The sequence below is a fragment of the Streptomyces sp. NPDC050625 genome (assembly GCF_040654755.1).
Classification (GTDB): Bacteria; Actinomycetota; Actinomycetes; order Streptomycetales; family Streptomycetaceae; genus Streptomyces.
Map to the genome: position 1 here is coordinate 211,763 of NZ_JBFAIQ010000004.1, position 18,909 is coordinate 230,671.

Consider the following 18,909-nt stretch of genomic DNA (forward strand, 5'->3'; position numbering starts at 1 on the left):
CCGCATCGCCTAACGCCGGGCGTTGAGGGCGCTGTCGAGAGTGATGGCCGCGTCGATGAGCGCCAAGTGTGTGAAGGCCTGGGGGAAGTTGCCCAGTTGGCGGCCGGTCGGGTCGATCTCCTCGGAGTACAGGCCCAGATGGTTGGCGTACCCGAGCATCTTCTCCAGGACCAGCCGGGCCCGGTCGAGGCGGCCCGCGCGCGCCAGCGCGTCGACGTACAGGAACGTGCACAGCGAGAACGTGCCCTCGGAGCCCCGCAGCCCGTCGGGCGAGGCCTCCGGGTTGTACCGGTAGACCAGGCTGTCGCTGACCAGTTCCTGCTCCATCGCGTCCATGGTCGTGGCCCACGCCGGGTCCCCGGGCGTGAGGAAGCCGACGGTCGGCATGCGCAGCAGCGAGGAGTCCAGGACTTCGCTTCCGTAGTGCTGGACGAAGGCCGCGCGCTCGCCGTTCCAGCCCTTCGTCCAGACCTGGTCGTAGATCTGGTCCCGGGCGGTGCTCCAGCGGTCGGTCGCCGCCGGTCTGCCGTTCTCCTGCGCGAGCCGTAGGGCGCGGTCGAACGCGACCCAGGACATCACCCGTCCGTAGGTGAAGTTCTGGCGTCCGCCGCGCGTCTCCCACAGGCCCTCTTCGGCCTGGTTCCAGTTGTCGGCGAGCCAGTCGAGGACGGTGCGCATCGAGTTCCAGCCCCGGTGCCCGAGGTGGAAGCCGTGCCGGTGCGCGAAGGAGATGCTGTCCAGCGCCTCCCCGTAGATGTCCAGTTGCAGCTGTGTCGCCGCGCCGTTGCCGATGCGCACCGGGCCGGATCCCTCGTAGCCCTCCCAGTGATCCAGGATCTCCTCGTCGAGGTCGGCCGAGCCGTCGACCCGGTACATGATGTTCAGCGGTCCGGTGCCGCTGTCGCAGCCCGCCTTGTCCTGGGCCCGGTCGGCCAGCCAGTCGATGAACGCCCTCGCCTCGTCGACGAACCCCATTCCCAGCAGGGCGTACACGGAGAAGGCGGCGTCGCGGATCCAGGTGAACCGGTAGTCCCAGTTGCGCTCTCCGCCCAACTGCTCCGGCAGGGCGGCGGTGGGCGCGGCCACCAGTCCGCCGCTGGGCGCGTAGGTCATCAGTTTCAGCGTCACCGCTGAGCGTTCCAGCATCTCCCGCCACCGGCCGGTGTACCGCGACTGGCTGAGCCATGTCCGCCAGAACCGGATGGTGTCCTCGAAGAGCTGCTGGAACTCCGCCACCCGGATCTGCCGGGGCGGGCCGTCGGCGGCCGACTCGATGACGAAGCCGCGCTGCTGGCCCGCCTGGAGGGTCACGGACAGGTGCAGGTCGTTCTCCCCGCCGACCGTCGTGGGCAGTCGCGCGTCGTCCGGTTCGCGGACCGTGTGGACGGTCAGCTCCAGCCCGTCCGACGCGAAGACCGCCCCGTAGTCGGTGAGTTCGACCTTGTGGGGCCGGCGCCCGTAGTCGAACCGTGGGGCGACGTCGACCTCGAAGGTCATGGTGCCGCGCACACAACGCACCATGCGGACCAGGCGATGGCGGGCGGTGACCGTCGTTCCGGTCACCGGCATGAAGTCCACGACCTCGCCCGCGCCCGCCTCGGTCATGAACCGGGTCACCAGCACGGCGGTGTCGGGCAGGTACAGCTGCTTGGTGGCGTAGGTGGCGTGCGCGGGACGTACCGTGCAGTGCCCGCCCCTGCGCTTGTCCAGCAGCGCACCGAACACACTGGGTGAGTCGATGCGCGGGCAGCAGAACCAGTCGACCGTTCCGTCGGTGGTCACGAGTGCCGCGGTCTGCAGATCCCCGATCAGGCCATGGTTCTCGATCATCGGGTAGTCATCCATACGGAGTCCCTTCCGGCATGCGACGGTGCTCCGGCATGCGACGGTGCCCGGATGCCTGACCCCCCACCCGTTCAGGCTAAGCCGGGCGGGCGCTTCGGGCCCGTCGGAGCAGTCGGAGCAGTCGGAGCAGTCGTGCACCGGCCCGGCTCACCGGTCCTCCACCCCCTCGTCGTCCCGGAGCCGTCGCCAGATCCTGGTGCGGTGCAGGACGTAGAGGGCCACGGACACGACGGCGACCTGCAGACCGACGGCCAGCAGCCAGAACACCGCGGAGCTCTCCAACTCGTCGGTCATGTACGTGAAGTTCATGCCGAAGTACCCGGTGAGGAACGACAGGGGCAGAAAGATCGTCGAGACGATGGCCAGGCGGTTGATCACTCCGTTCTGCTCGCCCGAGACGAGGGAGGAGTAGCTGGCGAAGGCGCGACGGCTGGCGTCCTGGAGGGACTCGATGTCCGCGAGAGCCAGCCTGCCCGCGTGCTGAAACTGACGGGCGAGGCGCTGACGCTCCGCCGGGAAGGTGCCGCTCAGCATCCGCCGGGTGAGGATCTCGTCCGTCACCTGAAGGTAGGGGAGCAGGGAGTGATGCAGCAGGGCGGAGTGCCGGCGCAGTTGTGACAGACGGTAGACCTGGTCGGGACGCCGTCGGTCGAACATCTCGTCCTCCAGCTCCTCCACCAGCAGCAGGTCCGACACCGCGGCCCGGCGAAAGGTCTCCAAGGCGTCCTGGAGCAGCAGGAACAGCATGGCCACGGCATCGGAGGGGCTCTCGAACCGCAGCTGCACGGCGAGGTTGTCCAGCGGTCCGGGCGGCCCCCGGTGAACCGTGATCAGATGCCGGTCGGTCACCAGGGCATGGAAATGACTGACCCGTACGCCTGCGACGACGGGCACGACGAGGCCTGCCACGTCCCCGAGGAAGTCGGCCCGCGCATGTTCGCCGGCCCGGCCGAACCAGTGGATGTTCTCGGCCTCCAGGCCGAGCTGGTGGGCGACGGGCTGTTCGTCGGCCGTCTCCCCGTCCGGCAGTTCGATGTCGACGAGCAGGAAGTCGGACACGGCGAGTCGCTCACGTGCCTCCGACACGTCGGTGCGAGTGACGATCCCTTCCGGCATCGAAACCACCGATACGATCATCGCCCCTCACTGCTGTCACAGGACCCGTCGGTATCAGCCTGCGCACGCTTCGCCGCCCGCGCATGCCGACGCGGGCAGACGCCCCGACCGGTGCCCCGGACGAGTGAGGGCGGCGCCCGTCCGGGGCTCTGCCGACCGGCCATGGCTCAGTCGACCGGCCAGGTGTGAGCCGGGGCGTTGAGGTGCATGTAGTCGATGTACAGCTGCGTCATCCGGCGCAGGGCCTCATGGCGGCCGCTGTGCGTGGACTCGTCGATGCGGTGGAACATCTCCTTCTGCCACACGGCTCCGTTGCGGGCGGTGACACATCGCTGCTCGATGACACCGAGGAGCGGTTCCCGCCAGGCCGCGTCCATGCCGGAGTGCTCCAGCCCCCGGTGCGCCAGCGGAAGCAGGCGCCGCAGGACGAGTTCGGGCACCGGCACCTCGCCCATGCCGGGCCAGTACAGCAGTGCCTCGATGCCGTTGCGCGCCGCCGTGTGCAGATTGTCCTCGGCGGCGGAGAAGGACATCCGCGACCACACGGGCCGGTCCTCCTCCACCAGGGCGCGGGTGAGCCCGTAGTAGAAGGCGCCGTTGGCGAGGGTGTCGGCGACGGTCGGGCCGGCCGGCAGCACCCGGTTCTCCACCCTGACATGCGGTTTGTCGTGGGAGACGGCGTAGACCGGGCGGTTCCAGCGGTAGATCGTGCCGTTGTGCAGGGTCAGTTCGGCCAGTTCCGGGATGTCACCGCGGTCCAGCGTCTGCGCGGGGTCCTGCTCGTCGCACAGGGGCAGCAGTGCCGGGAAGTAGCGCAGGTTCTCCTCGAAGAGGTCGAAGACGCTGTTGATCCACCGCTCTCCGAACCACACCCGGGGCCGTACCCCCTGCACCTTGATCTCCTGCGGGCGTGTGTCGGTGGCCTGCTCGAACAGCGGGATACGGGTTTCGTGCCACAGTTCCTTGCCGAACAGGAACGGGGCGTTGGCCGCCAGCGCGACCTGGACCCCGGCGATGGCCTGCGCCGCGTTCCAGTAGTCCGCGAACTCGTCCGGGGACACCTGGAGGTGGAACTGGGTGCTGGTGCACGCGGCCTCCGGGCTGATCGTGTCCGCGTAGGTCCGCAGCCGGTCGACACCGTCCACCTCGAGGAGCAGATCCTCGCCCCGGGCCGCGAAGACCTGGTCGTTGATCAGGCGATAGCGCGGGTTCTCCGACAGCGCGGCCTCGCCGATGTCCTCCTCCCGCAGGGTGGGAAGGATGCCGACCATGATCAGATGCGCGTCGACCGACATGGCGCGCTGCTCCGCGTGATTCAGCGCGTCACGGATCTCCGACTCCCAGGCGTCGGGACCGCCCGCCGTCAGACGGCGCGGCGGAACGTTGATCTCCAGATTGAACCGGCCCAGCTCCGTGGACCAGGCGGGGTCCGCGATCGCCTGGAGCACATCGCTGTTGCGCATCGCCGGCTCCGCCCGGTCGTCGACCAGGTTGAGCTCGATCTCCAGCCCCACCTGGGGCCGCTCGGACTCGAACCGCTCCTCGCGCAGCATCTGCGCGAACGCGTCGAGGCAGTCGTGCATCTTGATCCGGTACCGGCGCCGGTCCTCGCGGGTGAAGACCATCGCCGGGACGTCGCGTCCCATCGGCCCTCCCGGGTTCCCCTCCTCGGACACCTCTCATCCCCCAGCGTCGCACCACCGGGCGCCCCTGACCACGTGGGACGGGTGCGGGACGGGCACCGCGTGCGGGCACCGCGGGCATGCCCCCGGATTTGCCTTCGAGTGCACTCCAGCATCCACACTGATCGCGACGGTATCCGTGCTGGGGAAGAAATGGCGGCAGCAGATGGAGACGACGAACGGGGCGGGGCACCCTCTGCCGTACGACACCTACCGTGAGGCGATCGAGCGCGAGACGCTGCATTTCGCCGACGTCGCCAGAGGCATGGACCCCGAGACCGCCGTGCCCTCCTGCCCGGACTGGACGCTGGCCGACCTCACCCGGCACGTGGGCGCGCTCCAGCGCTGGTTCAGCACGCTGCTGACCCGGCTGGTGCAGGAGCCGCCACGCAGCCGTGAGCTGGAGCTGGGGCTGCCGGAAGCCGCGCGGGAGTATCCCGACTGGGTGGCGGCGGGCGTGCCCGCCGTGGCCGCGGTGCTGCGTGACACGGACCCCCGGGCGCCGATGTGGGCCTGGGGCGAGGACCAGCACGCGCGGTTCTGGGCCCGGCGGATGCTCTTCGAAACTCTGGTGCACCGGGTCGACGCGGAGCGTGCCGTGGGCCGGGACTCCGGCATCGACCCCGTACTCGCGGCGGACGGAGTCGACGAGTTCCTGGTCAACCTCCCCTACGCCGGTCTCTTCGCCCCGGCCGTGACGAAGCTGCACGGCGGCGGCGAGACGATCGCCTTCCAGTGCTCGGACCACACACGTGGAACCGGTGAGGAGTGGCGCGTACGCCTGGACCCCGACGGCTTCCGCCTGATGCCGCGGCCGGCCACCGACGCCGTACCTTCCGAGGCGCAGTCGGTGGTGCGCGGGCGGGCAGCTGACCTGCTGTTGCTGCTGTACGGGCGGCGTACGTACCAGGACGACGCCTTCGAGGTGTCGGGAGACACCGCGCCGCTCGACAATTGGTTTGCCCACACGGCCTTTTGACCCACGTCCCGCTCGGCTGCCTGCCGCGGCCCGGATGTCGTTGTCGGGGTCCCATGATCGGATGTGTCAGGGATAGCCTGACGCAATGACCGACGTCGCAGGCACCCCCGCCGCTCCGGACGCGGACGAGCTCCGCCGGCTCTCACCCCGTGACGAAGCCCGAGTCGCCCTCGCACTGACACTCCGTCAACTCGCCGACGCCGTCCTGGACGCCGTGCCGGTCGAGCCGGATCCCGCGCCGGGGGACCTGCTGTGTACGGCACTTCGGCTGCAGCGCAGGGTGGAGGACGTGATACGCGAGGCGGTGGTCGCCGAGCGGGAGCGGGGCACCACGTGGTACCAGATCGGCGAAGCCGCGGGCATGACACGGCAGTCCGCGCACGAGAAGTGGTACGGCGACGTCCACGCGTGGGCGGCCACCGGACGCAGCGCGCTGCCGCCGGAGTTGAGGACGCTCGATGTGGCGGCGGAGGCGGACGCCCGTTATGCCAGGCTGCGGCCGGACCGGCCGCACGCGGTCACATCAGGCCTGGACGCGGTCCGCTTCCCCGGATCCCATGCGTACGAGGCCAGTCTGCGCACCCGCGGCTCCGCCCTGCACGGCCGTCGTACCGAACTGGACGCGCGTGCAACGCGGTTGAACGACGCGTACGGCACCCTGCACGCGCAGGGTCCCGCGGCCGCGCCCGTCGGCGGGGACCCGCTGGTGATCGCGGCCTACCGGGGACACGCCGACGCGGTGCGCGCCAACCGGCTCGCCATCGCGGCGGTGCACCAGGAGATCGCCGACGTGTACGACCAACTCGTCACGGCCGAGCCCCCGTTGGCGGAGGAACACCGCATGCAGGCCGACTGGCACCGCAATGCCTCCCAGCAGGCCCGCACCTATGCCGATCTGCTGCAGGGCGCGGACGGCTGACCTGCGGAAGGGGTGCACGCTCCGTGTCCCCGATCGCCGTGCGACCATTGCGAACCCGGTTCGAAGCGCCGGTGACATCCGGTACCCGGTACCCAGTGTGTTCATGAGGTCTACCGAGGGCGAAATTTGCGGCTTTTGTCCGCTACTGCCATCCAATTCCCGTCCCACACCGTATGTGATACGAGGGATTTTTCGACAGGAGGAACGGCATGGCAATCTTCAGCAAGCTCTTCCCGGCCAGTCACCGCGACCACGGTGACAGCAGCGGCCACGGCGACCACGAAAGGGAATCGGGGCACGGGCACGGCGAGAGGAACCGTGACCACGAGGGTCGTGAAGACCACCACAAGGGTGACCACTCCGATCACCGCAGGTGAAAGCAGGCTGAGCGGGCCGGTGACCGGGGGAGCCGGTCCGTTCCGCCGTCGGTCTGCGACGGAGCCGTGCCATGGTGGCTGTCCCCCGGCGTTTTCTGCAGCGCCTGCTGGAGGTGGGCGGGGATGACGACGCCGCGAACGCCGTTGTCGCGGCCGCGCCGCCGTTGCCGCCGCGCGAGGTGTTCCGGCGCTTCTGGCCCTACACCCGCGGCCGCCGGCGCTGGCTGGTGCCCGTTGTTCTCTTCAGCCTGATCGGGCCCCTAGCCGACGCCGCCGAACTCTGGCTGTTCAAGATCGTGGTGGACGATGTGCTCGTACCGCGCGATCTTCGGCCCTTCATCTGGATCGCGCCCACCTATCTGGGGCTCGTCGTCGCCTCCGGCGCTCTCAGGTTCGCCGACGACGTGACCTCCACCTGGGTGGGCGAGCGGTTCCTGCTGGCCGTGCGCGCCGACGTCTTCCGGCACGTCCAGGGGCTGTCGCTCGGATTCTTCGAACGACGGCGGCTCGGGGACGTGCTCTCGCGTGTCACGGGCGACGTGGACGCCGTCGAGACATTCATGCTCTCGGGTGTGGCGGACGGCCTCTACTACGTGGTCCGGCTGGGTGTCTTCGTCGGCCTGCTCTTCTATCTGCGCTGGGACCTGACGCTCCTCGCGCTCTTCATCGTGCCGCTGTTCTGGCGCGCCGCCCGGCACTTCTCCCGGCTGATCAAGGAGGCGTCCCGGGAGCGCAGACGCCGCAGCGGTTCGCTGAGCGCGGTCGCCGAGGAGTCGCTGGGCAATGTGACCCTGGTGCAGGCCTACAACCGGCAGGACTGGGAGGAGCGTCGCTTCGAGCAGGAGAGCCTCGGCAGGTTCCACGCGACGATGGCCTCGGCGCGGATCCACGCCGTCTACGGTTCGCTCGTCGAGGTCATCGAGGTGGCCGGCGGACTCGCCGTCATGGGCCTCGGCACCTGGAAGCTGGCCCAGGGCCAGCTCACCCTCGGCGGACTGCTGGTCTTCCTCGCCCTGATCGGGAAGCTGTACAGCCCGATCCGCGGACTGTCCCGGCTGGGCAACACCTTCTACGCCGCGTCGGCCTCCGCGGAACGGATCATCGAGCTGCTCGACCAGCGGCCCCAGGTCGTCGAGGCCGCCGACGCGCGGCCGATCGGCCGGGCGCGGGGCGACATCGAGCTCGACGGCGTGTCCTTCCGCTACCCCGGGACCGCGCGCCCGGCCCTGTCGGAGGTGTCCCTGCACGTCGCTCCGGGAGAGGTGCTGGCGCTGGTCGGGGCCAGCGGGGCCGGCAAGTCCACGGTCGCCAAACTGCTGCTGCGGTTCTACGACCCCGACTGGGGCGCGGTCCGTCTCGACGGGAAGGATGTGCGCACCCTGCTCCTGTCCGACGTACGGGAGAGCGTCTCGGTGGTCCTCCAGGAGACGTTGGTCTTCCACGGCACGGTGCGGGACAACATCGCCTACGGCCGTCCCGGGGCGAGCGAGGCCGAGATCGTCGCGGCGGCGCGTGCCGCGGACGCCCATGAGTTCATCGAGCTGCTCCCGGACGGCTATGACACCGTGGTCGGCCAGCGTGGCCGGACCCTGTCGGGCGGGCAGCGCCAGCGCCTGGCGATCGCGCGCGCGATGATCAGGGACGCGCCCGTCCTGCTCCTGGACGAACCGACCACCGCCCTCGACGCACGGTCCGGCCTGAGGATCATGGGCCCGCTGCGCCGCCTCATGGCCGGGCGCACCACCGTGGTCATCTCCCACGACCTGCTCACCGTCCGGGACGCCACCCGGATCGTGGTGCTCGACGGCGGACGGGTCGTCGAGTCGGGGACCCACGACGAACTGCTCGCCCGGGACGGCACCTACGCCCGGCTGCACCGGATGAGCCCCGCGGCCGGACGCCTCGCCCTGCCGGAGTCCGCCCCGTCCGGGACGGTGCTGTCATGAACGGCGCGGAAGCGGAACCCGCCCCGCCGATGGCGCCCGGCACCCGTCCGGTTCCCGGATACCAGGTCCTGGGCCATGTGACGCGTACGAGCTGGGTGGACGTGTACGACTCCTGGAGCGAGGAGCGGGCCTGCCGCTGCGTGCTCAAGGCACTGCGGCCGGACCGGCGCGGCGACACGGGCCTGCACGACCGCCTGCTGCGCGAGGGCCGGTGGCTGCGGGATTTCAGCCATCCGCACCTGGTCCGGGCCTATGAGACCTTCACCCTGCCGGAGCCGCTCGTCGTCCTGGAGACGCTGACCGGGGAGACGCTGGCACACATCGTCCACCGGTTGCGGCGCCGGCCGTCCGCCGCGGACGTGGCGCTCCTCGGCGCGCAGCTGTGTTCCGCGATTCACTATCTGCACGCCCAGGGTCTGCTGCATCTGGACCTCAAGCCGTCCAACGTCGTGGTGGAACGCGGGCACGCCAAGGTGTTCGACCTCAGCGTGGCCCGGCCGCCCGGCCGCGCTCCCGCCGGACTGGGCACGCGCTGCTACCGCGCACCGGAACAGGAACACGGCGGGGAGCTGTCGACACCGGCCGACGTATGGGGCATCGGCATCACGCTGTACGAGGTGGCCGCGGGCAATGTCACGTTCGTCCGTGCCGGAGCCGGTGAGTCCGAGGAGATGGGCGAGGTGCCGCCCATCGCGTCACGGCGGCGTCTGCCCCGCGCTCTGGCCGCGGCGATCGACGGGTGTCTGCGGGCGGACCCGGCGGCCCGGCTCACGATCCCCGAACTGGCCGGGGCCCTCGGCGCGACGCGCCCCGGCGAGGGGCCACAGGCCGCCCGAGCCTGAAGGCATGCCAGGGCGCTCCGAGGGGGGCCGTCCTCCGCGCGGCCTCGCCAGGCCACCGACCCCCTACTCGCTACTGTTCGGATTGGCCTGGCCCAGGGGCGCCCTCGCGAGCATGGTGCCGTCGAGCGTGGTCACCCGGGCGCCGGAGAGCGCCGAGAGATCGACGGGGGCCGGGGCACCCCAGGAGCCGCTGCCGTCGCGGATGGAGAAGGTGCCGACGGGAACCATGCTGCCGTCCTTGCGCTCCAGGAAGCAGACGACCTTGCCGTTGTAGCTGGTGCCGGCATGGGGGAGGTTCAGCGTCATATAGACCCAGCCCTTGGGATCGGCATGGGCATAGACCTCGCCGACCGGCTTCCCGTTGGCGCCGACTGAGGTCAGATCGCCGGACAGCATGTCCGCGACCGGCACGGTGGAGGTGGAGGGGCCGGCCACGACGTTCTCGATGGCCGAACCGACCGCCCAGCCGCTGAACCCGATCGCGACGACGGCCGCGGCCGTCGCGGAGACGATGCGCAGCCGTGCCCGTCCACGGCGGCCCTTGCGCGGGACGGCGTTCTCCCGTGCGTTCCCCTCATGCACCGGCGTGACCTGCGTCAGGGACTGTGCCACCCGCGTCTCGAACCCGACCGGCGGTTCGCTTCCCGGCAGCAGCCCGATGAGTCCGTCGCCCACGAGGGTCAGCTGCTCGATGTACTCCCGGCAGTCCGCGCACGCGTCCAGATGGGCCACGGCCCCGGCCCGCTCACGGCCGGGCAGCACGCCCAGTGCCAGCTCGGGACCGACCTCCCGAAGCTTCTCGCAGCTCACATCACTTGACATGGTCGCCTCGTTTCGGAGACGCGAGCGTGGACCGCAGTTTGCCCATCGCCGTCCTGATGCGTGTCTTGGCGGTGCCCAGCGGGATCTTCTCCGAGTCGGCGATCTGCTGGGCGGTCATGCCGTAGATGCCCGCCATCACCAGGGCACGGCCCTGTTCGGGCGGCAGCTCCGCCACGGCTTCCCGCAGCCGTGAGGACGCCTCGTCGGCCAGCGCGTGCTGCTCCGGCGTGTCGCTGACGACGCCGAGGATCGACTCGAGATCCTCGGGTGCCACCGGCTCCGGCTGCCGCGAGCGGACGGCGTCGACGGCGAGGTTGTGGGCGATCGCCGTGAGCCAGGTCCGTACCGAGCCGCGCCGTGCGTCGTATATCTGTGCGTGGCGCCAGGCGCGCTCGAACGTCTGCTGGGCGATGTCCTCGGCGAGCTGCGGATCCCCGGTGACGGCGATGGCCACACCGAAGACCGTGTGCTGGAACCTCCGGACGAAGGTGACGGCGAGCTCCGGATCTCCGGTGGCCAGCCCGGACAGCAGAGCCTCATCCGGGAGGCGGCCCACGGGGAACCGAAATCTCGACATACCCGTATATACGGTTCGCACCCGCCAGGAGATTGCTCCGCCGTTACGGAAACGGAAGACCATATTCCCATTCTCTCTCCGTCTGCTCTCCGCCAGGGGCGGTAGCCCGAAGTGACGGAGGGGGCGTCTGGTGCAACTGAGGCATGACGGGTGAACGGCTGCTCAAGAACACGTCCGGACTTCGGTCAGTCGGGGGCTGCCGGGAACGTGCCGGAGTTCGTGAGGGTGTCGAGTTGGGCGGCGAGGTCGGGATGGGCGGCTGCCAGGTGGGGGCGGGTGGCGTTGAGGGGGTGGATGAGTTCGGCGGGGTCGTCGTGGGCGAGGGCCGCGTGAAGTTCGCCGAGCGGGTGACTGGCCGCGGTGGGCAGGTCGGTGAGGGCGCTGATCTGGCCGGCGAGTCGGCGCAGGTCGCCGGCGTTGCGGCGGGCCCAGGTGGCGGTGGTGCGCCTGGCGGCGCGGCGTTCGCGGGTGGCCTGGACGCGTTGTTCGCCGGTGGTTCCTGCGGGGCCGGGCCTGCCCCGCAGGTAGCGGCGTTCGGCGGCCTGGCGGCTGGCGACGCCGAGGGGATGGGCGAGGTCGGCCCAGCTGGCGCCTGCGTGGCGGGCGGTTTCGATCAGGCCGGTTTCCCATCCGGCGAGCTGCTCGCGTACCTGCCGCAGCAGCAGGAGGGAGGCCAGGGCCTGCTCCGGGCCGACGCCGGGAGCGCCGGAGGCCTCGGGCGTCTCGTGCTGGGCTGCGTGCAGGGCGTCGTCTATGGCTTTCAGTGCCGCCGCGGCGGCGAGAAACGAGGCCGGGCTCTGGGCGTCGGCGCTGGAAGAGGCTGGCTGGTCGGCTGCTGTCACGGGCACCTCCCTCGGCTCGTCATCCATTGGACGACACTGTGTTTGTCATCCTTTGGATGACATGTTACAACGGTTTCAGTGCAGCGCATTGGCAGCAACTGCCCGAACCTGCTGGAGGTGTTTCGTGATGTTGATGCGCACTGACCCCTTCCGTGAGCTCGACCGGCTGGCTCAGCAGCTGATGGGCCCGGGCACCTGGTCGCGGCCGGCCGCGATGGCGATGGACGCCTACCGCGAGGGCGACGAGTACGTGGTGGCCTTCGACATCCCCGGCGTCAGCGCGGACGCGATCGACATCGACGTCGAGCGGAACATGCTGACCGTCAAGGCTGAACGCCGCCCGGTCGCGAAGGCCGACGACGTGCAGATGGAACTCTCCGAGCGGCCGCTGGGCGTCTTCTCCCGGCAGATCGTGTTGGCCGACACGCTGGACACCGAGCACATCAAGGCCGACTACGACGCAGGCGTGCTCACCCTGCGCATCCCGATCGCCGAGCGCGCCAAGCCCCGCAAGATCTCCATCGGCGTCGGATCCGACCGCAAGGAGATCGCCGGCTGAACCGGGCGACGCGGGCCGAACAGCGGCGGAGGACGGGCACCTGATCTCCCCCTCACCCCGTCCTCCGCCCCCACTGGACGGAAGAAGGGTGGCGGCCGAGGTGACCCTGCGATGGGAAGCGTTCCTCGACCGCGTGAACGAACGCGGCGAGTACAACAGCCTGCAGGAGGCAGAGCGCGCGGCCCGTGTGGTGCTCGCCCTGCTGGGCGCGCACCTGGTCGGCGAGGTCCGCGCCCAGCTGGCGGCACGTCTGCCGGAAGACTTCGCCCTGATCCTCCTCAACCCGCTCCAGAGCAGGGAGCCCCTGCCACCGGAGCGGTTCGTGCGGGCGACGGCGGCCTGGATCGAGGGGGCCACCGAGCAGACCGCCACCTGGGACGTCAGCGCCGTCCTCAGCACGGTCGCCGACGCCGCCGGCGACGACCTGCTGGGGCAGATCCTGCTCCAGCTCCCCGCGGGCTACGACCTCCTCTTCGGCCACCCCCAGCCCGCCTGACGGGACCACCCACACAGCCGGTGCCCGCGCACCGGCACGACGACAGAAAGGCAATCACCGCAGTGATGTCCGACAGGCGTCCACCCCTCCAGCACACGCCCGTGATGACGTACGAGCAGATGCTGGAGAAGGTCCGCTACGAAGGCGCATACCCCACCCGGGAGAAGGCCGAGGAAGCCGTCCGCCTGGTCCTCGCAGGGCTCGGACGCCAGCTGACCGGCGACGAACGCGTCGAACTGGCCGCCCGCCTCCCCTTCGAAGCCGCAACGATCCTCACCGCACAGATCCCCGACACCCAGCCGCTGACCGGCTGGGCCTTCGCCGAGGACCTCGCCGCCCGCACCGGCGCCACCCTGGGCACCACCCGCTGGGACACCGGATCCGTCCTCTGCGTCGTCGCAGCCCTGGCCGGCCCCGCCCTACTCACCGACATCCTGCACCAGCTTCCCTCCGGCTACGCGCTGCTGTTCGGCCGCGCCGAACTCACCCAAGCCGCACAGGCGCAGCTCGAACAGATGGCGCAGACCGCGCCCGCCGCGCACTGGTGATCTTCCCCGGCGACAAGCGAGGGCCCGAGCTGGACTGGGGGTGACCCCGAGCGGTTCCACGAGCCCGACCGCTTCGACCTCACCCGACCGGACATCGAACACCTCGGCTTCGGCAGCGGCATCCACCTGTGCTACGGCGCACCCCTCGCCCGCATCGAGGCCGAGGCGGCGCTCGGCGGGCTGATCCCCCACCTGAGTAAGGCACACCTGGTTCCGACCACGGAGGGCCCTGGTGGAGGCCGGCCGCAACGGACTTGAGCATCCGCTCACGATGCCTCGGCGGCGCGGGTCTGACAGACTGATGTGCCGTCAGCACCGGCTCGCATCGGCGCGCGGCCCGGCCCCCTTCCGGTCAGGGCTGCGCGCGGAAGCGGGCGTGGACGGGGGAAGGCGCGGTGGAGAGCGAGAGCCTCGGGGACCTGTTCGACGACGAGTCGGCCTCACGCGCGCTGCAGGCATGGGCCCGATACGGAGGGCACGGCGGCAAAGTCCGGCCCCTCACACCCCGTTGGCGGCCGTCCGGGAAGAGCGCCAGCGGAGCCCTGCTGGCCGCGGTACTGGTCACCCCCGGTCCGGGCGCCGTGGTGGTCAAGGTGTCGGCGCCCGGCCGACGGGACGAGGGGCAGACCCACACCCTGGCCGAGCGGACCGCGGGCGGACGCCTGGCCCGGCAGGTGTTCGCGCCATGGCCGGTGGGAGACGACCGGCTGCTGACGTTCCAGTCCCCGGCGGGCAAGAGCCTGCGCGACGTGGACACGATGGCCCGCCTCGACGCGGACGAACTGCCGGACGCCTGCGCCCGTGTCACAAGGTGGCTGCTGACGGAATGGAACGACGGCCTGGGCGGCAACGAGGCCGTCACGCTCGCCGCCGCCGACCTGTTGCGCGACGAACTCGGCGAACTCGTCGCCCGCGGCGGCTCCGCCCTCGCCTACGGCTCGCGGATCGACGGCCTGGAGGCGAACACCCCCTGGATCCGCGTCGACGACCTGGACCTGCCCAATCCCCTCGCGATGGCCACGGGTGCCGCCGGGCTCCCCAACCCGGCGTTCGACGTCGTACGTGGCCGGGCACACGGCGATCTGCACCTGCAGAACATCATGCTGCCGTACCGGGAAGGGCGAGCCCAGTACGAGAAGTTCGAGCTCATCGACCCGGCGACGTTCTCGCAGAACGCCCTCCTGTCCCGGGACGTGGCGACGCTGCTCCTGTCCGCCCTGGTCCCACAGGTCCGCGAGGCGCAGTCGCCCGAGCACGGCCACGCCCTGCTGCGCCACCTCGTGAGCCCACGGACGAGCCACCCGGACCGGATCGTGCCGGAGACGAGCCGCCTGGTGCACGCCGTGCGGCAGGCCTGCACCGACGCCGTCACCGACGGCTGGTACGACGTCTGGGCCGACCAGTTCCTGCTCTCCCTCCTGGCCACGGCCCTGCGCTTCAGCACCTACAACGACGTGGGAGACACCGGCCGGTGGTGGTTCTTCCGGCTCGCCGCGCACGCCGGCGGGGAACTGCTGAAACGGCACGAGGACCGGCCGCGCCCCACCGGACAGCCGATCACCGCGCCGACGAGCACAGGAGCCGACCCGCAACACGCCCGGCGAGCGCCCGACACCCGGGCCGACGGCCGCTCCGGCTCCGACCCCGTCGTCACCCAACGGCCCGAGGAACTCCGCCGACTTGAGGCCTACAGCCGTACGGCATTCGTCGCCGCGGGGCACCAGGGCGGCTCGGGCGCCGGTGCCCAGCCGCTGAACCTGGCCGCGCTCGCCGTCCCCAGAGACCTCGAATGGTCGCTCCTCGGGGTGCTGGACAAGGGAGGCTCGGCGTGCGTCACCGGCGCGCCCGGCACGGGCAAGACAACGCTGCTGTGGCGGCTCCACCGCGAGCTCGCCTCGGTCCCCGAAGGCCCGCGGCCCTACTTCCTGAGGGCCGGCGACCTCTGGAACACGGTGCCCGGCTCCGGACTCACCCTGGAGACGGTGCGTGCCGCGTGCCGTGTCCTGCCCGGCCCCGCCGTCTTCCTCTTCGACACCGCCGACCTGTTGGTCTCCGACACGTCGGGCCGGATCCTGGTGCAGGAACTGCTCACGATCGCCGCCGAGCACTCCGTACGGGTCCTGATGACCTGCCGGGAAAGGGAGGCGCGCACGCTTCGGCCGTACGTGAGCGACTTCGCTCTGGAGTGGAAGCAACTCGGCCCGTACAGCCCGCGCGAGCAGGACGCGGCCATCCGTTCGCACGCCCGGTACTTCTACGCGGGACAGCCCGAGGTCTCCGTGGCCGAGGTCTGCCGCACCGTCGCCAACGCCGCGGTGCGGGGCCTGCCGATGCGTGAGGTGTGCCGCGCTCCCCTCACCCTGCGCATGCTGTTCGAGACCTTCGAGTCACAGCAGCCGACGCTCAAGGAGATCGACGCGACGACGCTGTACGACCTGTACTGGACCCACCGCGTGGGCCGGGACCGGCGGGCCGGCGACGCGCCGCAGCCCGGTACGGCGCGCCCGTTCGACCTCTCCGAGTCCGGCGAGGCACTGGCCCAGCTGATGCTCCAGGAGGGCCGGCTGGACCTGACGGCCACGGAGGTCGGCGCCGGTCTGCGTACGCCGTCCCGGACCCCGGACGCCGTCGCCGAACTGGTCGACGACGTCCAGGGGCTCGTATCGCGCGGTGTTGTCGAACGGCAGGGCGCCGGGGCCGCGGAGCGCTACACGTACTTCCACCAGACCCTGTTCGAGTACGCGGCCGGACGCCGGCTCGCCCACACCGCGACGCCCGACCGCCCGTCCCGTCTGAGTCTGCTGCTCGACTGGCTGAAGGACCACCCCGACGACCAGTTCCGGCTCGCCGTCGCCGAGCAGGCACTCGTCCAGGCCGGACGGGCGGTCGGCCGGTCCGCCGAAGCGTGCACGGCACTGCTGACAGGGCTGCTCGCCGAGACCCGGGACGGCCGGCCCGAGCTGCACGGGCTGCGGGCCATGCAGATGCGCGTCTACGCCCGGCTGCCCGCCCCCGACGCCGAACTGCGACGGCACTTCGCACCGGCGGTCGCCGCCCTGCCTCCCGTACTGGGCAGGATCTATCTGGAAGCACTGCCCACCACCTGCCACCAGGACGGTGCGCGGATCGTCGACGAGCTGCTGGGCATCTGGCGAGCCGGGCACGACGAGCTGAAGATGCCGCTGCTCACCGCCCTGAGCTGGCTCGCCGAGAGCCTGCCCGACAGCGTGATCCAGGTCATCGACCGGACCTGCCCGTACGCCGCTCAGGGCCGCGACACCTGCCGTGGCACGCGCTGCGCTCCCCGGGAATGCCTGTGGGCCTGGCTGCTGACCCTCGAACAGTCGGAGGTCTACAAGTTCCTGGCGGTTCTCGAAGGACTCGCGCCGAAGCGCCCCGACTGGGTGTGGCCCCGGCTGCGAACGCTGATGACGGACCCGCGCCGGGACCTGCTGCCGATCGCACGCTGTCTGCGGCTGGCGGCCCGACGGCAGGACTGGCCGGAGCGGCCCTATGGCGTCGTACGGCCCATCGTTCGCCATCGCTGGGGCCGTGCCCGCCCGGGCAACAAGAACGGCCGCGAACTCCAGGCGGCCCTGGGACGGTTGATGGCGAGCGGCTGGCCGACCAGCCGCCGGCCACCCTCGCTGGACGCCGTCCTGACCGCCGCCGCCCGGCACCCCGAGGAAACCATGTCGTACCCGCAGGTGCGGGCCGTGGGCGAACTGGCGCTCCAGGCGCCGCCCGAGGAGGTCCGGCACCTGCTCGACGTGGTGGAGGAGGTCGCGCGTCCGGCATCGATGCCGCTGCTCACCGACGCCCTGCTGCTGCCCCTGCTCACCGCCGAGCAGGGGGCCGTGGACACGATCGGCGGCGACACACAGCCGAGCCGTACGGCAGGGGCGGAGCCCGTTGCCACGGCGGTGGTCCGGAGCTGGCTGGCCCGTAATCTGCGTGCCCTCGACCGCCCCGGTCCCGTCGACTTCGCCCACCGCCTCGCGGTGCACACCTGGGGCCGTGACCTGGATGTGGTCACCACGGCACGACTGGTCGCCGAAGCCTGGCCCACGAGCGGCGCGGAGGGACCGGACGTCCGTGACGAGCCCGGCACGCAGGAACGACTGCGCCGGAACTGGCTGTCCGACCAGGGCGCGGCCAAGCTGCTGATCGCCGCCGCGGCAGCCGGGCACCCCCACGCACTTCAGGCCCTGCGGCTGTGGCGGGCCGACCGGGCCGAGAAGGGGGACGTCAAGGGACTCTCCCGCGGCACGGGCGTGACCGACGCGGACGCCGACATCTCCGGCACCTTGCAACGACTGCTCCCCGAACACCCGGAACTGCTGGACCAGTTGTTCGCCGTGGGAACCATCGACCCGCGGCTGGATCCGGGCTGGCTGAACGAGGCGCTGCGGCGGCCCGGAGCCGACGTCGACCGTCGGCTGACCGCCGCGCTGCACCGGCACGCGGACACCCTGGAGCGACTGTGCGACGTCACATGGACCCGTGACTACGGTTCCACGGTCGCCCAGCAGTCCTTCCATCTGCGCGGCAAACTCATCGCCCGGGGTGTCCTCGGCCCCCCGACCGCCGGCCGGATCGGTGAAATCCTTGCCCTGCTCGGGCATCCGAACGACCTCAGGGCCGCGCTGCTGATGGTCGAGACCGTCATCAACCACAGCCCGAACGGTTCCCTGGACACACAGGAGTGGCACCAACTGGAAGCCACCCTGCGCGACTTCGCCCAGGCCGAGGACTCGGCGGAGCGCACCGGGCCCGGCAGGCGACGGCACGAAGGCGTCGCGGCGGTGGCCGGCCGATGCCTGATGGGCCTGGTGTGCCGGCACCACGCGCTGGACACGCCGCAACGCGTCGCCCGGGCCCGTGCGAGCGCACTGCGCTACCTGGCGAAGGCCACCCAGGTGGACGAGGTGACCGTACTGGGGCGGTTCGTCGAGCGCCTCACCGAAACCGCGCCACAGGACGCCGTCGAGCTGGTCAACGTGGCCGCAGGGACCCTGCGCGCACTGCCCGGAGGCAAGGTGATGTCACTGACCCAGCGCTGGTATCGCCCGGTCTCCCGCCTCGTCGAACGGGCCACCGCCGAGCAGTGGAAGCAGCTCGTCGAGGGGTCCTGGGAGGGTCCCGAGGAGCTCCTGCGGCTGCTGATCAGGGCCGGCATCCGCAAGCGCACCGATGAACCGGCCGCGTATCTGCTGGCGATCGCCGACAGCAGCCGCCGGCCCGACATGGTCCGGGAGACGGTACGCGTCGGCACCCTCCTGCGCACCGAGGGCAGCCGCAGGCGCTGGCTCCCGCCCCTCGACGCCGGCGCGGGAGCACCCTGAGGAGCGAGGCGGGG

The 18,909-nt window shown here is 71.0% G+C and carries 15 protein-coding genes and 1 pseudogene; 10 read left to right on the forward strand and 6 right to left on the reverse strand.

Annotation, left to right across the window (positions count from 1 at the left end; translation table 11 throughout):
* Positions 1–9: 9 nt before the first annotated feature.
* From AB0I54_RS11410 to AB0I54_RS11420, 3 genes are all read right to left on the reverse strand, one after another.
* Complete coding sequence (locus tag AB0I54_RS11410) at positions 10–1,845, reverse strand: glycoside hydrolase family 15 protein (RefSeq protein ID WP_363295706.1); 1,836 nt, start codon at positions 1,843–1,845, stop codon at positions 10–12.
* Between the two features lie 147 nt (positions 1,846–1,992).
* Entirely contained in the window at positions 1,993–2,961 is a 969-nt protein-coding gene (locus AB0I54_RS11415) for a CorA family divalent cation transporter (RefSeq protein ID WP_363295707.1), read from the reverse strand.
* 167 nt (positions 2,962–3,128) lie between these two features.
* Positions 3,129–4,607, reverse strand: coding sequence for a glutamate--cysteine ligase (locus tag AB0I54_RS11420; protein WP_363295708.1), 1,479 nt, complete (start codon positions 4,605–4,607; stop codon positions 3,129–3,131).
* Between the two features lie 202 nt (positions 4,608–4,809).
* Between AB0I54_RS11420 and AB0I54_RS11425 the strand changes: the two genes are divergently transcribed.
* From AB0I54_RS11425 to AB0I54_RS11445, 5 genes are all read left to right on the forward strand, one after another.
* Positions 4,810–5,622, forward strand: a complete 813-nt coding sequence (locus AB0I54_RS11425) for a maleylpyruvate isomerase family mycothiol-dependent enzyme (RefSeq protein ID WP_363295709.1) — start codon at positions 4,810–4,812, stop codon at positions 5,620–5,622.
* Between the two features lie 85 nt (positions 5,623–5,707).
* On the forward strand, positions 5,708–6,541 hold the full coding sequence (locus tag AB0I54_RS11430) for a hypothetical protein (protein WP_363295710.1): 834 nt from the start codon (positions 5,708–5,710) through the stop codon (positions 6,539–6,541).
* Positions 6,542–6,750: 209 nt separating this feature from the next.
* The gene (locus AB0I54_RS11435; RefSeq protein ID WP_363295711.1) at positions 6,751–6,918 is read left to right on the forward strand and encodes a hypothetical protein; all 168 of its coding nucleotides are present in this window, start codon (positions 6,751–6,753) and stop codon (positions 6,916–6,918) included.
* A 71-nt stretch (positions 6,919–6,989) separates the two neighbouring features.
* Positions 6,990–8,864 (forward strand): ABC transporter ATP-binding protein, encoded by a 1,875-nt coding sequence (locus AB0I54_RS11440; protein ID WP_363295712.1) that lies wholly within the window; start codon positions 6,990–6,992, stop codon positions 8,862–8,864.
* Positions 8,861–9,706: a serine/threonine-protein kinase gene (locus AB0I54_RS11445; protein WP_363295713.1), complete on the forward strand. Its 846-nt coding sequence runs from the start codon at positions 8,861–8,863 to the stop codon at positions 9,704–9,706. Before AB0I54_RS11440 ends, AB0I54_RS11445 begins: the two co-directional genes overlap by 4 nt.
* Before the next feature lie 63 nt (positions 9,707–9,769).
* Here the strand turns inward: AB0I54_RS11445 and AB0I54_RS11450 are convergent, their stop codons facing one another.
* From AB0I54_RS11450 to AB0I54_RS11460, 3 genes are all read right to left on the reverse strand, one after another.
* Complete coding sequence (locus tag AB0I54_RS11450) at positions 9,770–10,528, reverse strand: hypothetical protein (RefSeq protein WP_363295714.1); 759 nt, start codon at positions 10,526–10,528, stop codon at positions 9,770–9,772.
* On the reverse strand, positions 10,518–11,105 hold the full coding sequence (locus tag AB0I54_RS11455; protein WP_363295715.1) for a sigma-70 family RNA polymerase sigma factor: 588 nt from the start codon (positions 11,103–11,105) through the stop codon (positions 10,518–10,520). Before AB0I54_RS11455 ends, AB0I54_RS11450 begins: the two co-directional genes overlap by 11 nt.
* 185 nt (positions 11,106–11,290) lie before the next feature.
* Positions 11,291–11,947 carry a type III effector protein gene (locus AB0I54_RS11460; protein ID WP_363295716.1) on the reverse strand — a complete coding sequence of 219 codons (657 nt, stop codon included), beginning with the start codon at positions 11,945–11,947 and terminating at the stop codon, positions 11,291–11,293.
* Positions 11,948–12,074: 127 nt separating this feature from the next.
* Here AB0I54_RS11460 and AB0I54_RS11465 point away from each other — a divergent pair, with 127 nt between their 5' ends.
* The 5 genes and pseudogenes from AB0I54_RS11465 (at position 12,075) to AB0I54_RS11485 (ending at position 18,895) form a co-directional block, all read left to right on the forward strand.
* Positions 12,075–12,506, forward strand: a complete 432-nt coding sequence (locus tag AB0I54_RS11465) for an Hsp20/alpha crystallin family protein (RefSeq protein WP_363295717.1) — start codon at positions 12,075–12,077, stop codon at positions 12,504–12,506.
* Between the two features lie 100 nt (positions 12,507–12,606).
* Positions 12,607–13,002: a DUF2267 domain-containing protein gene (locus tag AB0I54_RS11470; protein WP_363295718.1), complete on the forward strand. Its 396-nt coding sequence runs from the start codon at positions 12,607–12,609 to the stop codon at positions 13,000–13,002.
* A 65-nt stretch (positions 13,003–13,067) separates the two neighbouring features.
* Positions 13,068–13,550 carry a DUF2267 domain-containing protein gene (locus AB0I54_RS11475; RefSeq protein WP_363295719.1) on the forward strand — a complete coding sequence of 161 codons (483 nt, stop codon included), beginning with the start codon at positions 13,068–13,070 and terminating at the stop codon, positions 13,548–13,550.
* A gap of 42 nt (positions 13,551–13,592) precedes the next feature.
* Positions 13,593–13,736: pseudogene (locus tag AB0I54_RS11480) on the forward strand (cytochrome P450); the annotation flags it as partial.
* A gap of 209 nt (positions 13,737–13,945) precedes the next feature.
* Positions 13,946–18,895 carry a hypothetical protein gene (locus tag AB0I54_RS11485; RefSeq protein ID WP_363295720.1) on the forward strand — a complete coding sequence of 1,650 codons (4,950 nt, stop codon included), beginning with the start codon at positions 13,946–13,948 and terminating at the stop codon, positions 18,893–18,895.
* The last annotated feature ends 14 nt before the right edge of the window (positions 18,896–18,909 follow it).

Coding starts and splice junctions, on each gene's coding strand:
- AB0I54_RS11410 (WP_363295706.1), bottom strand. CDS start 1,845: ATGGATGACTACCCGATGATCGAGAACCATGGCCTGATCGGGGATCTG.
- AB0I54_RS11415 (WP_363295707.1), bottom strand. CDS start 2,961: ATGCCGGAAGGGATCGTCACTCGCACCGACGTGTCGGAGGCACGTGAG.
- AB0I54_RS11420 (WP_363295708.1), bottom strand. CDS start 4,607: ATGGGACGCGACGTCCCGGCGATGGTCTTCACCCGCGAGGACCGGCGC.
- AB0I54_RS11425 (WP_363295709.1), top strand. CDS start 4,810: ATGGAGACGACGAACGGGGCGGGGCACCCTCTGCCGTACGACACCTAC.
- AB0I54_RS11430 (WP_363295710.1), top strand. CDS start 5,708: ATGACCGACGTCGCAGGCACCCCCGCCGCTCCGGACGCGGACGAGCTC.
- AB0I54_RS11435 (WP_363295711.1), top strand. CDS start 6,751: ATGGCAATCTTCAGCAAGCTCTTCCCGGCCAGTCACCGCGACCACGGT.
- AB0I54_RS11440 (WP_363295712.1), top strand. CDS start 6,990: ATGGTGGCTGTCCCCCGGCGTTTTCTGCAGCGCCTGCTGGAGGTGGGC.
- AB0I54_RS11445 (WP_363295713.1), top strand. CDS start 8,861: ATGAACGGCGCGGAAGCGGAACCCGCCCCGCCGATGGCGCCCGGCACC.
- AB0I54_RS11450 (WP_363295714.1), bottom strand. CDS start 10,528: ATGTCAAGTGATGTGAGCTGCGAGAAGCTTCGGGAGGTCGGTCCCGAG.
- AB0I54_RS11455 (WP_363295715.1), bottom strand. CDS start 11,105: ATGTCGAGATTTCGGTTCCCCGTGGGCCGCCTCCCGGATGAGGCTCTG.
- AB0I54_RS11465 (WP_363295717.1), top strand. CDS start 12,075: ATGTTGATGCGCACTGACCCCTTCCGTGAGCTCGACCGGCTGGCTCAG.
- AB0I54_RS11475 (WP_363295719.1), top strand. CDS start 13,068: ATGTCCGACAGGCGTCCACCCCTCCAGCACACGCCCGTGATGACGTAC.